The following is a 16,232-nucleotide window of genomic DNA, read 5'->3' on the forward strand; positions in this document are numbered from 1 at the left end:
CCTAAATACAATGTTTCCTTAACATAAGATCACCAATTAATTGCCTAATATATTTGACATTAGTGCATCTATCGTAGGTGGAGATATCCGTTCGATAGTTTCATTTTTATAAACAGCATTTTTCATCCGTTCTTGAACTAAGAAGGTAAATGAACCTAGCGTAGGATTTTTTGCCAGATCAATCAGTACAACTTCGACTTTCCAGAATTGCCTTAATGCGGAAAATATCTGGAAAGCCATCAATGAGTGTCCACCTAAATTGAAGAAATGACTTTCAGCGGTTAAATCTTCTTCACCAAGTAATTTTTCCCACTGTTTTTTCATAAAGATCGTGATATTGCCGGTTTCATCAATAGGTTCTTCCTGAGCTAAATGTGTAAATTGTTCGCCAGCAAGATGTACCCATTGTTTAATTCGAGTCGGAAAACGTTCATTAGAAAGAATAAGCGTTCCCGAAATATCTTTGTTGAGTAGCCCAATCATCAACTGGGTTAAAGCTTCCTCATTGATAAAGTTTGCCGGAGGATTCGGATCAGGAGCAAAGCGAAACGCATCAAAGTTAATCGAGATTCTGCGTACATTCCCAGTTTTCTGCTGCGCCCAACTGTCTAAAATACCGTTAGCAATACTGTAGGAGAACATACCTATCCCCCCTAATCGACTGGCATTAGAGCTAAAAACAATATTGACCTTTGGTGTTAAACTTTCCTCAAGCTTGGCTATTTCATTTAGTACATGTGCTTTTGACATTAGTTGCTGGTGTATGTCGTCTGCGGTGACATCAACCAGTTGTTTTCTAATCGAAGACGAATAGGAATCAGCGGTCATCAGCATAAAGGCGTCAATATTTCTGATCCCTTGTTCATGCAAATGAGAAATAACCTGCTGACGGGCGTTTTCTTGTGTAAGGTCACAGCCAATATAAGCAACACGATGGTGCTGAGAATATATTTCAGAGATGATTTTCTCATCAATATGATATTCATGCACTTTGTCTGACAAAAATTCATGAAGGTCATGATTGAGTTGTTTGCGTCCGACCAAAATAAAATGATATGAGGTCGATAACATCAGATGATACAGTAAATTTAAACCAATCTTGCCGGCTCCGCCGAACATGATAATTGTCTTTTCATCACCCACGGGTTGTTCGTCTGAATAGAAATCTTCCTTTTCCAACATAGAATAAGAAGGTATATAGATGTGGCTATCAGAGATGAAATAGGCATCATTCAGCACATTTTTCTTATTAAGAAAAGCGCAATAATGTTTTGTTTCGAAGTTATCTGAAACAAGGAGTGTCGTTTTGAGCGTCGGTAATTCTTGATTGACACAGACACAAAAATTACGCGGTGCCAATAAAGAAGACAGATCTGGCAGCCTTTGCGCTTGTATTGTCAGAAAAATCCTTGACCGCTCATTTTGATTGGCAATTAGGCGTATCCGCTCTTTAAGCAAATAAATGTCACCGGCTTCACGCCAGTTAAAGCCAGTAATATCAACAAATAGTGTCGGAATTTCATGGTTAGCAACCCAATATTCTCGTAACTCTTCCTCACATGAGAACTTTCTTATCAATTTGTTTACAGGAACGATATTAGGCAGCTGAGTGATCGCTATATCTTCAATCTCAGCATCAAAAACTAATCCCTCATGATATAAATCTGGCGAGCCATTATTAATCAGGTTCACTTGATTCGTTTTGCCAGATTCCATTTTGCATACAGTACCTTTAAATTGATAAGGCGGCAGAGGCAAATGGCGAACTGGTGTTTTTGCGGTTGGCAGACCGGCAAAAACCGGCGTTAAACCCAAATGATAAAATATCCCTATTGCGCCCAATAAAGCATCGTGAGTTTGTTGAATACTATTACCAACCAGAGAAAATATATTGATGGGTTTTTCACTGTTTACTTGTCTTGCTAATCCCTCACCGACACCAACTTGAACAAAGGTATTCGCGTCATTTTCTACCGCTATTGCCATCCCACCGGCAAATCTGACAGGCTGTCTAAGATGTTGTACCCAATAATCCTTATCAAGGCGCGTTCCCTTTTGAAGCAGGCTGCCATTTAAATTATTGATCATCGCAACCTGCAACGGCATAAATGAAAACTCGGTTAAAAAGTCGTCAAAGTTTGCCATATATGGTTCTAGCAATTGAGAGTGCGCGGCAGCAACCACATTAATCTTTTTAAAACCAATCTGATTTTTGCGTAAAAAAGCCTTTATTTCAGGATAAATACCTGGCTCGACCAGAATTGTATGATTTGAATCAGAGTTATAAGAGATGATTTCAATATCATGATACTGATCGAAATCTTGCAGAGATTCTGCTTTACAGAAAACATTGAGCAAAAATTTCTTGGGTGCTAACGCAACAATCCGCGCCCTCTCCAAGATAATTTTTACCGCCATCTCAACTGTCATAGCGCCAGCTGCAACCGCACAATTATATTCACCTAAACTGTGTCCAATCAGCATGTCAGGACGAATGCCTAATTGGCGAAGAACCCGTAGTAATGCATGATTTAAGAAAAATGTCGTCAGCAGGTTTTCTGTTAATGTTTCCCCAAAACCGTTATGGTCAGAGGTTTCATCCTTATCAGTCAGGTAAGACAAGATTTTCCCTTTTAGGGATATATCACCCACTAAATCTAAGTGATCGCCAATTTCATCAATGACATAGGGAAATTCTTGTGCAACTGCCGATAAAGCACCTTTGAAAAAACTACCCCCACCAGGGAGTACAAAGATCAACTTATTCAGGGAGGTTGTGCAGGTAGCAGCTGGAAGGCTCTGCCTGAGCTGACCGTCTTTCCAGTCCAACCATATTCCTGTTTTAACTGGAAATCCGGTATTTTTCTCAGCCATACATGATGAAATCGTTGCTGCATCATCCATCACGCAGGCAATGTGCGACGCTGCGGCTTGCTGATTGAGCGAAACCAGCTCTTTATCATTAACAGATAACGGGAAATAGTAACGACCAGAATTCTCAATACTGCATGTCGCCTGTTCTGTTGAGGAAAGTATGGCAACAACATTTGTGCCGCCAATCCCAACCGCATTAACGCCCGCGGACAAAATGCCGGTAGAAGGCAATGCTATTACCTGCTTATTGATAAGGAACGGGCTGCCCTCAAACTTGAGTTGCGGATTAGGAGCATCAAAGGTTGGATGAGGCGGTACTTTGCGGTGCCAAAGAATGAGGCAAGCCTTGATAAATCCAGAGATCCCAGCCGCTGAATCAAGATGACCAATATTCGCCTTTACACTGCCCAAATAACAAAAGTGTGATTTAGGCGTGATCGCAGCAATAGCCTGACTCATGGCCTCAAACTCAATAGGATCGCCCAGCGGCGTTGCTGTACCATGGGCTTCGATATAACTTAAGTCTGCGATATCAATGTCCGAAAATTCAAGGGCATCCTGAAAAAGGGTGCGTTGCCCTACAACACTGGGCGCAGTAAAACCGACTTTTCGATTGCCGTCATTATTCGCCATCACGCAATCAATCACAGCGTAAATTCGGTTGCCGTCTCTCTCAGCGTCTTCAAACCGCTTCAAGATGACTGCGGCAGCCCCATTACCTGAAACGGTGCCACTACTGTGATGGTCAAATGGACGACATGCGCCATCATGTGAATACACCCCTCGTTCGTGATACACATAGCCAATTTCCTGAGGCAACCTGATTGCCACCCCACCGGCTACGGCAATATCACAATCGCCAAACAAAAGCCCCCGGTATGCCTCATGCAAAGCGGACATGGAAGAGGAACAGGCTGTTTGTACATTAAGGCTTGGTCCATGCAAATCCAGCAAAGATGACACTCTGCAAGCAACAAGGTCTCTCAGATTATTGCTGAACAGCATTAAAGATTGCTGCCAGTCTGACAGATCCATGTCTTTAGAAACTTGTTCTGCATAGGTTGAAGGGCTGCAACTCGCATAAACCCCAACATTACGGTTTTGCATGGTTTTTGGCGAATAGCCGGCATCTTCTAGTGCATTCCAGCATACTTGCAAGAATTTCCTCTGTTGAGGATCAAGTAAACAAGCTTCTTGTTTAGACATTTTGAAAAAGCGGTAGTCGAATCCAAACTCACGATCAAGGATGCCTTTTCGAGTAATGTAATTCTCACCATAACGCGCTTTATTTCTTTTCGATTCTGTAGTCAGAAGCTCATCAGGTATCTCGCGAATACCGGTATTACCCTCAATGAGCATTTCCCAATATTTTTTTATGGAACTCGCACCGGGAAAAATCCCTGACATGCCAACAACAGCGATTTTATGACTCAAGGACACTACCCCTTTTCTTTCTTTTATTTAGTATGGTGTTAGCCTGATTTACCCCGCGACTTTTCGCCCGGTTTGCAACAAAAATCTCAGCGCTATGTTGTTTACCTAACAAGAAATCCTCTTGCTGATAAATGGTGGTATATGTCAATAGATCTACAGGTCTAAGTTCTCTCTTTAACGCTTCAGAAAGGCGTTGTGAGAGCTGTAATAGTTTTCTTGAACTGCCACCGGCCTCAAAGAAATTAATGTTTCCATCAATGCCTGTATATCCTAATAACGTTTCCCATATCTCTCTGACTAGTGAAACATGCTTACGGGTTTCTTTGATCGCAGAATGATTTTGTTGCGTTGAAAGCACAGCATTAAAGTCGATCTTGCCACTATCAGTAACAGTGATTTCTGTATCGAATATCACTTTTTGCGGTATCATTGCCCCCGGAAAATAACGTTTCAATTCACGTACTATATGATTTTTCTCAATGCCATTTTCTACGGAAATAACCGCTATTAAGCATGGCTCATCATTATTGAAATAATGAACTTGCGCTGAATGGATACCATTAATTCGCATGATGGCCGATTCAATATCGCCAAGATCAACTCGATTGCCATCTATTTTATATTGCCGATCCTCGCGCCCTACATAATGTATAACACCTTCTTTTATATAGCAGGAATCACCACTTCGATACCAGGTACCATGACAATCTCCTAATGTCATTTGATGCAATTTATCTGATGACGAGGCGAAATAACCTGGAAATAACTGTACACCTGAAATCACCAACTCACCAACGACATTGGATGATAGCACTTGATTCATAGAACCTATAATCGCCAGACGTGTATTCCAAATTGGCAATCCAATCGGCACAACGCCATATTTACCTTGTTCAGGAAATACTTCATGCACACAACACCCAACGGTGGCTTCTGTAGGTCCATACTCATTATAAACCGGTGTGTCACTTTCAAGGCAATTAAGCATTTCATAGTATAATTGCTCGCCACCAACCACCACACAACCCGCTTTAATTTTATTACCGTCAATTCTATTATCGTCAAGCAGGTGGCTCATCATGGTTAAATGAGTAGGAGTCAGTTTTATCATGTCATAATAGGTTTTGCTTTCAACCAAATTTTTTATTATTGAAAGGCCGTTATCACCCTCAATGATATGTATCTTCCCACCTGAAATAAGTGGCAAGAAAATGCTGGTCAATGTCAGGTCGTAACTTAATGACGTGAATAGTGGTACTATACTGGAAAAAGTAATTTTATATTTATTTTTTGCCCATGCCAGATAATTAATAAATGACTTGTGGCTAATAGGTACGCCTTTAGGTACCCCAGTAGAACCGGAGGTAAAAATCATATACAGAATGTCTTCTGGTAAAGATTCCCTAAAACTCAAAACATCTCGATTGTTCAGACTTATAACGTCTTCGAGAGTCTCTTTATTCAGGATTAATATATTCCCACCTATTACAGACTGTATCCCAGATACTCTGTCCTGGGGAGATGAACTATCGACTGGAACAAAAATATTTCCCGACAATATTACGCCGATTATTGCCGCTATCGCATAAAATGACCTGTCCATATGAACCATAATGGGTTGATTAGTCAGGTCTTTTTCTATTATAAACCCAGCAATTTTGGCCGAAGCCGCATAAAGTTCTTGGTAGGTGTAATGATGTTCACCATCAATAACAGCAATACGCAACTTATGCTCTTCAAATGAATGCTGCAAAGATTTGCCAATATTGTTTGGCAAACCAAGCATATTCTCCGGCACATTATTCCCCACCAAGACCTTTCCTTCTGTACTCAATAGCAGATATCGAAGCTTAATGTTGCCAAATTCAGCAATAACAGCCAAAATTCTGTTATATTTTGCCAGAAGCACTTGTAATAAATCGGCATGAACGGTATTGGATGCGGCATTTATTTTTAGTCTACCGTCCTGCGTTAGCATCACTGAGAAAGTTAATTCAAATTTTGTCTCTATACTATCAAGGCTCAAGCGCTCAATATGATCGAAATTTTTTGTCGACTCTTGTTCATAAATGAACATATGATTTGATTTGAGCTTGCCATCTTTTCTTACCAAATGACATTCATCAACAATCCGCTTGAAATCAATATCTGATTTTTCTATTGATTTTAAGAAATCAACATTGAAGAGTTTAAGATAATCTAATACCGGTGACTCAGGCGAAATATGTCCTAATACCGGTAAGGTATCCACTGCCATACCAAATTGACAGAAGTCTGTTTTAGTTTTTCTCCTAGATATTGGTATGTAGTGTAGCATTTTATCCCTGTTGAAATGGTGACACATCATGAGATTATAAATGGACAGCAGTCCAGCATAGTGAGATATCTCCATTTTTTTGAAGAATTCACCGATCAATTCAGCCAGAGGTTGTTCAATATAAATCTCCGCTGTTGCAACCACGCCGATTTTTATTACATGGGACTGTTCAGCTAAATTAAAATCTAATCCTTTGCCTTTTAATGTGTCTAGCCAATATTGTATTTGGTTATCGGTTAAGTTTTTATCGCCAACAAAACATTCTGGCAGAATATCAATTCTATACAAATTCCCTGCAAGTGCAGTATTAATCGCACTTAACAACAGTTCATTTGACCAGGCATCCGTTATAATATGATGAATGACAATCAGCAGATAATCATCGTCCTTAAAGAAAATATAAGGGAGTTGTTTGCTTAGATTAATATTAACACGACATAGCCTGGTTATTTCGCTCAAATCACCTTTAAAGCGGGCTTGTTGGATCGATATTTTTATTTCAGGCATAACGATAGCGGAAACATTTTCACCATCATCAAAAAACCGGGTCCGAAATACCTCAAATTTACCGGCAATATCGTTCAGGCAGGTTTCAATATTATTCTTACTTTTGTCACTTTTTAAGCGCACTAAAATTGGCACATGATAAGAGGTGTCTGTTTCATCGAGCTGGTTGATATTCCACATTGTCTGTTGCAGTGAACTTAATGAATAGCCTCTCTCACCATGTTGATTTTCTTCTGTCTCTTTTGACTGAATAGGCTGCCCTAATTGAATATCCTGAAAAAAAACAATTCTTGGCTGCTTAAGGAAATCTGATACTTTCAGGCTCAAACTAAATTGCTCATTAATTTCAGCAATCAGCCTTACCGCAGATATGGAACTCGCCCCTGATGCATAAATAGAATCTTCCAGCGATTTAGCAAGCCCAATATGTTTCTCCCATATATTCAGAATCTGTTGATCAATCTGTGACAGAGAAAGTGGGTGTTGTTTTATTTGTGTAAAAGCATTGCGTGCAAATTGCTTTAATGCCTCTTCATCAATTTTTCCATTCAGGGTTGTCGGCAAGCGCTCAAGTTTCACGAACTCAGCTGGGATCATGTAGTCCGTCAAAGTATCTCTTAAAAACACCGACAGTTGCTGCCAACGATCAAGCGTCAAACTTGTACAAAAAAGTGTGATACGTCCGGCGATAAATCTCACCCGAAATTCTGCGGGATTGATGTGCATAGCCACCGCATGCTCAATCTCATTTAATTCAACCCGATATCCTAAGATTTTTATTTGCTTATCTTTTCGGCATTCAAAAACCAGATCACCATCGTTGTTGTAATAAGCAAGATCCCCCGTATGGTATGTCTGCCCCGTCAATGGACTTTGCTCAAAACCCGCCGTGTTTTCGTGGGACCCCTGATACCCTCTGGAAACACTGGGGCCAGAAATAGTCAATTCACCAATGATTCCATCCGGCAGCAATCTTTTATTATGATCGACTATCAAAACCTGATTAAGGCCCAAAGGTTTGCCAATAGGGACGCTGGATAATCTGACATCGGCTGATTTGGGATGGTGGAGCACCGCGCCTACCGTTGTTTCTGATGGTCCATAATGGTTAAGTATTTTGATACCGCTTTGTTGAACAGCATCAAGTTGCTGGCCCGAAAGTTTCTCTCCTCCCAGAATGAGACATTTTAAGGGGAACGTTGAGGCGATTCCCTCTCCCTGCGAAAGGCCCCATACATGGGATGGCGTGATTTTTAGAACATCAATATGGTTATCCCAGATGAATTGCGAGAATAACAAAGGATCGAGACTGATGTGATAAGGCGCAATACTCAGGCTTCCCCCCATGTAAAGGGAAGCAAAGACAGAGGTATAACCCAGATCGGCTGACAGTGTAGATGCGACTGCAAAAGCGAGAGGCGATTCTGCCTTTGTCAATGCCAGTCGCTCCAATTCAATCGCAATGCTCTCGCCATAATGAATAACATTACTATGCGATATAGAGATGCCTTTTGGCGTTCCCGTGGTACCGGAAGTTAACACCATATAGGCTTCATCACTGGCTAAGGCGATTTCATTACTGGTAAGAAGTTGTTCTTCACCGTTATGTTGCAATATCTTTTCTATCGGATAGCTTTTCTCATGCAATTTATGGCTGTCAGTTAGAGTCAGCAAGAGGGCCGCTTTCGCCTCAGCAAAGACACCGATCTTTCTGCTTAAAATTGCCTGCTCGTCTAAGCAAACAAAGCTCCCCCTGATTTTCCAGATACCTAATATCAGGCAGATGAACCGGTAATCCCTTGGCGCCTCAAAAACTATCCTGTCTCCAGGTTTAATACCTAAACGTAGTAATGATGAGGCGACACGGTTTGAAATGGTATCAACTTCACGCCAGGTTAATACTTGCTCACGGTCTACGTAAAATGGCCTATCCCCGTAGGCTGTTACATGTTGTCTAAATCGCCCCAGCAATGTACCGTCTGGCTGAAATGATCCTGTCTTTAACGGTGCAAACTTTCTATAAAGTTCTCGATTTGTAATATCCAAATGGTTGTTCGTATGAACAGCTTTCTTCGCCACTGCAATAATCATTTGGCATACAGCAGCCACATAGTCGCGGTTAAAAATAGTGGTGTCGTATGTTATACATACAGAAAAACATTCATGCTCTTTTGAAAACAGTACATTCAGCGGAAATTTAGATCCACCAGCAGATATCACTTCCCATGCAAATGTGGCTAATTTATTTTCCGACTTCTCGGCAAAGCTGGTAAAAATGTGAAATGGATTTTCTCCTCCCCAGCCTTTTTCCAGCATACCTTTGCGCAATGCCTGAAATGGATAATGTCCATATTCAAGAATATCGATGGTCTTCTCTAATACTATTTCCATAACATCAGCGAATCTTGTCGCTTTCGACAGATCAAGCGGAAGGAATGTCGTATTAGCAAAACATCCGATACCTTCATCCTCTTCCTGACAGGCGTTGGTCACCGTTCCCAGGAGAACTTTATCTGAATGTTGTAGTGATGAAATAACAATCGCAAGGCAGCTGTTGAGAAAAATTGCTGGGGTAGCCCCTTCTTGCTTGCAGAATTGGGTTATTTTATCTGACAGTTCTTGAGTGAATGTTAAATCGTAGCGCCAGTCTGACGAAGGTGCATCTTTAGATTCAGGTGCTTTGAATCTAATTGCTTCATATGAATGTATTGACTGATACCAAAAGTCAAAAAGTGAGTGCTCAATTTCTTTGTTAGGTGATGAGTTTAACCTGACAGCAGGTGATTTGTCGTGCCCTTGAAAAATAAGGTCGAGATCTTTCATCAATTCTTCAAGTCCTTGCTGGTCAATGAGAATATGATGAAAAAGCAGTGCAAGTTCAATGCTAGCGTTTTCCAGATAAAATAGCCCAATCCGAAATAAAGGATCGCCATCGACCTTAATAGGCTGTTGGAGATATTTCAGTAACGCCTGCTCTCTTTCCTCTTCCTGATTAAATTTATATTGTTCTATTGTCGCTTTTTCGGCAGTAAAAAATGTCATGGCTTGATCAAACGACAATTTAGAAAAAATATTTGGATGCCGTACTATCCACTGATTCAGTGCACTTAATACTTTGCTTATATCACACACATATTGTATCGACACCTTGACCGGAATTAAGTACTTCGTGTGGGTCTCATCTAATTGAGAGGCCAAATGAAAATTTTGTTGATAGATATTAACTGGATAACAAGTCGCATCGTACATAAGCATTCACATAGTTTATTTAAGAATGAGTTGTGCCACCCTCAATAAAGAGGGTTTTATTTTCTTGATTTTGTTTTTTATGTTAATGCGGGCTGATAAATACATTTACTATATATTGCAGTATCATCTATTTCTCCAGATGGTAGCCTTCGTTCGCATTTTAGAATGCCTTCTAGTTGATAATTATTTCTTTCTGCGACCTTCCGACTTTCCATATTACTGGCTGCCATGCGAATTTCGACTCTTTTGGCTTCAAGATCTTCGAATGCATATTTTTCTAAGAGTTTTACACCGTCACTGACATAGCCCAAACCTACAGCATCATGACATAGCCAATATCCCATTTCGAAGAATGGGATTGATTTATCACGGACAATAAGTCCCAGAGCGCCAAGAAATCGATTATCATCTAATCGAATGATGGAAAATCGCAATTCACCTTCACATTTATTAAAATTTTCCACCGCTTCCTTCATATTTTCGATAAAACTTTCTTCATCCGTGATGGCTTTTACCCAAGGCATATAACGAGAAAGGTGCTCTCTATTTTCTTTAATTGCAGAATACATTGTGTTGGCAAGGTCGATTGTAGGTTCAACCAGCATAATTCTTTCATTTTTCAGCATAATCAGCTCTCCCTTTCATCATCCTTTGGCAACAATACCACTTGCAGTCGCACATAAACCGCCCCTCTCGCTATAGAGATGTGCTGACGCGAAAATCATTGTCCGAGTTTTTCTGTCTATACGTGCTTTCACATGACTAAACTGACCGCGGATGATCTGCATCATTTTGATATCAAGAGCAACGACACCAGATGGCGTGCAACCGAATCCAATAAATCCAGAGATGCCAAGAGCTGATTCCAACGCGGCTGTCACTACTGCACCATTAATCCCTACAGCTGTATTTTTCCCGAAAGAACCCGCATGGTATGGATTGCCATGTCGTATCTGCAGATCAACAAAATCCACACCCCATTCGACAATCGTGAATCCAAGTGTTTTAAATAATGGAGTATTATTAAATACTTCAATATTTGTCACATTTTTTAACTGATTCAAACCTATTACCACCATTAGTATTGAAAATATTATAATGTTTTTCTTAAATATGGTTTATTTAATGTTAAATTAACATTGTGTTCTATTTAAGAATTCCTAAGTAAGATTTGAAAATTGTAGGATACTTTCCTTACTCCTCGCGTTGCAAGGAGTAAGGGTTCTTCTGAATTTAAATGCCTTACTAATATTATGAGAAGGTATTTATATATTAGGTTGAATTATGATAAAATATTAAATCTTCTTGGGTTTGCAATTAAGTTAATCAGATAAATTATTTGCATTATTGCTATAATCGATAACACGATAACACGATTTTTCGCCTGTTTTTATGAAATCGCAAATAACACTTTCTGAGCCTGAACGAATTACATTGCAACAACTTGCTTCGAATCACCTACACCGGGACATTCGGACACGAAGAACGGGATTGCTCATGCTTGCCAGAGGAGGAAAACCGCCTCAGATCGCCTCTGAGATAGGATGCAGTGTCCGGGTTATCTACAACTGGGTTCACACATGGCACAATTCAGGGATAGCGGGATTATTAGGGGGGCACGCCGGAGGCCGGTATCTCGCCATGACACCTGAAATGATTGCCACTGCGTGTCGAAGCCGCCAGCGCAGAGTCCCTGACGCTAGGCAGGATAGCCCAGTGCGTTGAAGCAAAGCATGGTTTCCCGCCCTGTACGCTTGAAACGCTGGCGAATACCCTGAAAAAGCAGGGACTCACCTATAAACGAACCCGCCTATCAATTAAAAAAAGCGCAACGAAACGGAGTTTGCTAAAAAATCCGCCTTACTGAATAAAATTAAGAGCGGGGCACGATTAGGCCATTACCGACTGATCTATTTTGATGAGGTCGGTTTTGCCGCGTCTCCTCCGGTGCAATATGGATGGAGCCCACGGTGTAAACCCCATGAGACTGAGCCTCAAGACCATGACAGACGGTCAGTTCTGGGGGCGTTAAATTACACGGACAACACGCTGTTTTACCAGACAACATCAGGCAGTATCACACGAGCAGATGTGATTGATTTTTTAGAGCAGGTCGCCAAACAAGGGGACAACCGCCTGACATTTTTAGTGTTGGATAATGCGCCTATCCACCATAGGATCGAGGAAAAAATCAGAAATCGCTGGTTACGAGAACACAACCTGCTTTTACTTTATCTTCCTGCCTACAGCCCCGAGCTGAATCTGATTGAAATCGTTTGGAAACAAGCCAAATATCACTGGCGACGTTTTATCACCTGGACTCAGGATACAATGGAGTATGAGCTAAATATTCTATTGGAAGGTTATGGCGATCAATTTGCAATTAATTTTTCTTGATCACTTAGTTATATTTACCATAGCTACCGCACTAACTGGTACTAATCGTAATTCCACAATGGCAGCAAGTAGTTAGATGGTTATATTATTCTCTAAATTATTTATTTATTCAATAATATATTTACTTTCGTTAATAATGTATTTATTAATAATAAACAGTAGTCACGGTTATATACAGAATCTTGAGCAGTAACTGATTATTTCAGATAGAAGAAAGGCTTCATCCTTGATCCTGATGGTTTGTTTGGTGACGATCATCAGGTTACTGTGAAACAATGGCTCTGGACATATCGCAAACCTATTGAAGGGTATGAAACAGAGGAAAAATTATTTCCATCAAGAAAATAGGGGTACTTTTTTTCTCATCTTATTAAGATCGAACAAAAATTTGACCTCGTTCAATCTAATCGATAAGGTAATTAGCTGTTATCAATGATCCATCGCCTGTCAGGATCAGCGTTGAGTGGCGAAGTAAAAACTCCTGTAGCCTGAAAGGGAGTGCATGCAATGCGGTACATCTGCGCACTTTTGGAAGCAGATATCATTGGACACATAACCCAGTTTCGATGATGAAAGTTTCCCGGTGTTATTCGTCACCGGCTACCTACATAACAAGGCAGAACATTCCCTGCCTCACGTTAATCGATACCGTTTTAACCGATACAACATTCACCCACGTTTTGTATTTATCACGATAAACGTCCCGAAAACTGCGCGGCGTCACTTGTGTTAAAGCGCAGCGATTACCAAGTGACGCCGCCGAGCGTCAACGTCCAGAGCACGTCCGGTCTGGCTTTACGACTGATTTGAACCACGCATTACTCAAAGTCACCCGTTATTTCAGGCATTTTCTAATCCTGAATCCTTTTATTCGTTTGTTTTTTAACCCCATGCCTGACAACAGGCTGATGCAGTAAAAAAGGAGAAATCACACCACGTCATGATTAATGAGGCGTTCATCCTGACGAAAATCAGGCACTGAACGGGGAGTACTCCACCGCCGTGCTCAGCACGTAGCGAACTCCTGCAAAAACTCAACGCAATTTTCCCCTGCTACACATTATCTGACGCACCACGGAACGGTGAACCTGAACCGATACGCAGGGACTGGTTTAAGAACGAATAAAAAAGAAGCAAATTAGCGGGAGAGGCGGGAATGGCGCAGAAATCGGCACGTTCGAAAATCGAACGGTTCAGAAAAGAATTTATCACCCATGCCCGAAACGGGCGCGGAAGTTTTGCAACGGTCGCGGATCGAGAACGGATTGCCCGGCAGTTCCTTAACTTTCTGAAAGACAATGGTATCAGGCTCCGGCAGATGGACAGCCTCAAAGGCAAATATATTGAGCGCTATATTGCTGAGCGTAAGGCCAACAAGATCAGCCACCGAACCCTGCAAAATGAGATGTCAGCCCTGCGGACGATTTTAAGGCAGGCGGGCAGGCATAAACTGGCTGCACCGGATAACGCCCGTCTGAGTAACCGGGCACTGGGTATTGTCGAGACGAGTCGCACAGGCACTAAAACAGCATTAATGCCTGCGGAGTTTCAGGCGGTTTTCCAGCAGGTTGAGCAAAAAGACCGGCGCGTGGCGGCGGTCATGCAACTGGCATATGTACTGGGGCTGCGTACCAAAGAAGCGGTGGAAGCTTATAAATCCTTAGCGACCTGGAAAAAAGCGCTGGAAAACGGGCATACCTCAGTGCGGGTGGTATTCGGCACCAAAGGCGGGCGACCCAGACAGACGCTGATACTGGATCGGGAAGCCTTACAACAATGCTATTGCCTACGCTGAATGCGAGCAGGCAGGGCGCAGCGGCAAACTGATTGATAAACCGACGGTTATTCAGGCCATAGATCGTTACCGGTATATTGTCAGAAGTGCCGGTCTGAGCGGTAAGAAAGCCCCACACAGTATGCGTTACCATTTTGCTCAGCAATCTGGTGAACATTACAAAGCGCAGGGTTTCAGCGAGCAGGAAGCACAGGCACTGGTATCAATGGATTTGGGGCATGGCGATGCGCGAGGACGCTATATCCGGCAGGTGTATTACCGGAATATTGAGGGTGAATAAATAAACGTGTACTGACTTATAGATTATCTGGCTTTATGGTAAGTACAATAAAACTGAATTTTACATTTGATCATTTCATTCATTATCTATCTCTGGCTTGTTTTTGCCCCAAAGTTATTTAGCAAAAATTTTCAGTGGCAGCTCGTGCTACCGGCATCACCATACTTTTCCTAATAGTAGATAGTGGAGAAACGATGCTTAAAAGATTCCATGGTTATGTTAGGGTAACTGTATAACAATATGGGTAATCCATATCAATCTTTGCCATCTGAATGTTCTCCAAATAGGCATGCTATACATAATTCAATAAATTGATGTCACAACCTTATTGAGATAATAAATATTTCCTTTTGATTTTAAAAATCATTTACTTGTAAAAAATATCACACAAAGGTAATAAATTTATTCAATCATCAGAGTGTATTAATATATTTATTCATTTAACAAGCAATTTTAAAATTACAAAGAGAAAATATGTTTCATATTATAAATCCATTAGATTTTGGTGCGGTGGGTGATGGAATCACTGATGATACATTGGCATTAATTAATGCTATGAATTCTATTCCCGACTTTGGGGTTCTTGATCTTCTCGGTAAGAAATATTCTGTATACAACTCAATATCAGGAGTTACTACAGGAGATGCTGCACCCCTTAATAATATATTAAGATTATATAATAAAAATAACATAACTATTAGAGATGGTTGTATTTTTTCAGGAAACCCAACAGTATCAAACAATAAGTTTAGATATCTAACAACCTTAACTATTGATGGCTGCAATAATATAAAGGTTGAGAATGTTCGTCTTGAAAGTAAAGGTGAAAATTATGGTGATACTGATGCAAGTTTTAATCTCGATTTTGAAAAAAGGGGTCGTGACATCAATTTATTGAATCCTGTATAGCACACCTATTTGAGGAACATTCAGATGGTAAAAGTTGGTGTGGCCTGTCAATTTTGTTGTGTAGTTACCGCTGGGTCAAGACGCAACTAATACACTTCTTGTATAAGTCTGGACACAATTGTCAGCTTCATTGTTACGATGTGATAAGAGCTGATAGATTGCACCAAATCAGTTCTGTTAATTTCTGTCTTTTCTACTCTTTTGAACTTCAGCTGTTTTGTGACAGTAACGACAAACCACATCAACTTTATTCATATCTTACCCATAAAAAAGGAAGGGGGTTTATCACAATATCTAATTATTGGGAGCATGATTCAGATGACATAATACACATTGATTGAAATACCACAACTACTCGTAAGGGAATCTATCAGGGCAAACGGGTCTAAATTGCTCAATGTGATTAGCGGAGTATATTCAGTACAGAGAAATAGGAATAATCGCCGTTTGTGATTTATCATTAGCAACCT

The 16,232-nt window shown here is 40.8% G+C and carries 7 protein-coding genes and 1 pseudogene; 4 read left to right on the forward strand and 4 right to left on the reverse strand.

What is annotated here, in order from left to right; genetic code table 11:
* Nucleotides 1–36: 36 nt before the first annotated feature.
* The 4 genes from Xbud_RS16780 to Xbud_RS16795 form a co-directional block, all read right to left on the reverse strand.
* The gene (locus Xbud_RS16780; RefSeq protein ID WP_099137194.1) at nucleotides 37–4,308 is read right to left on the reverse strand and encodes a beta-ketoacyl synthase N-terminal-like domain-containing protein; all 4,272 of its coding nucleotides are present in this window, start codon (nucleotides 4,306–4,308) and stop codon (nucleotides 37–39) included.
* The gene (locus Xbud_RS16785) at nucleotides 4,298–10,381 is read right to left on the reverse strand and encodes an AMP-binding protein (RefSeq protein ID WP_169923097.1); all 6,084 of its coding nucleotides are present in this window, start codon (nucleotides 10,379–10,381) and stop codon (nucleotides 4,298–4,300) included. Before Xbud_RS16785 ends, Xbud_RS16780 begins: the two co-directional genes overlap by 11 nt.
* A gap of 77 nt (nucleotides 10,382–10,458) precedes the next feature.
* Complete coding sequence (locus Xbud_RS16790; protein ID WP_099137198.1) at nucleotides 10,459–11,007, reverse strand: GNAT family N-acetyltransferase; 549 nt, start codon at nucleotides 11,005–11,007, stop codon at nucleotides 10,459–10,461.
* Nucleotides 11,008–11,025: 18 nt separating this feature from the next.
* Nucleotides 11,026–11,445, reverse strand: coding sequence for a PaaI family thioesterase (locus tag Xbud_RS16795; protein WP_099137206.1), 420 nt, complete (start codon nucleotides 11,443–11,445; stop codon nucleotides 11,026–11,028).
* Nucleotides 11,446–11,773: 328 nt separating this feature from the next.
* Between Xbud_RS16795 and Xbud_RS16800 the strand changes: the two genes are divergently transcribed.
* From Xbud_RS16800 to Xbud_RS16815, 4 genes and pseudogenes are all read left to right on the forward strand, one after another.
* Nucleotides 11,774–12,106, forward strand: coding sequence for a helix-turn-helix domain-containing protein (locus tag Xbud_RS16800; protein ID WP_244590013.1), 333 nt, complete (start codon nucleotides 11,774–11,776; stop codon nucleotides 12,104–12,106).
* 180 nt (nucleotides 12,107–12,286) lie between these two features.
* Complete coding sequence (locus Xbud_RS16805; RefSeq protein WP_244590014.1) at nucleotides 12,287–12,778, forward strand: IS630 family transposase; 492 nt, start codon at nucleotides 12,287–12,289, stop codon at nucleotides 12,776–12,778.
* A gap of 1,156 nt (nucleotides 12,779–13,934) precedes the next feature.
* Nucleotides 13,935–14,853 (forward strand): annotated as a pseudogene (locus Xbud_RS16810) (integrase domain-containing protein).
* A 474-nt stretch (nucleotides 14,854–15,327) separates the two neighbouring features.
* Entirely contained in the window at nucleotides 15,328–15,762 is a 435-nt protein-coding gene (locus Xbud_RS16815) for a hypothetical protein (protein WP_099137202.1), read from the forward strand.
* The last annotated feature ends 470 nt before the right edge of the window (nucleotides 15,763–16,232 follow it).

Source organism: Xenorhabdus budapestensis, assembly GCF_002632465.1.
Classification (GTDB): Bacteria; Pseudomonadota; Gammaproteobacteria; order Enterobacterales; family Enterobacteriaceae; genus Xenorhabdus; species Xenorhabdus budapestensis.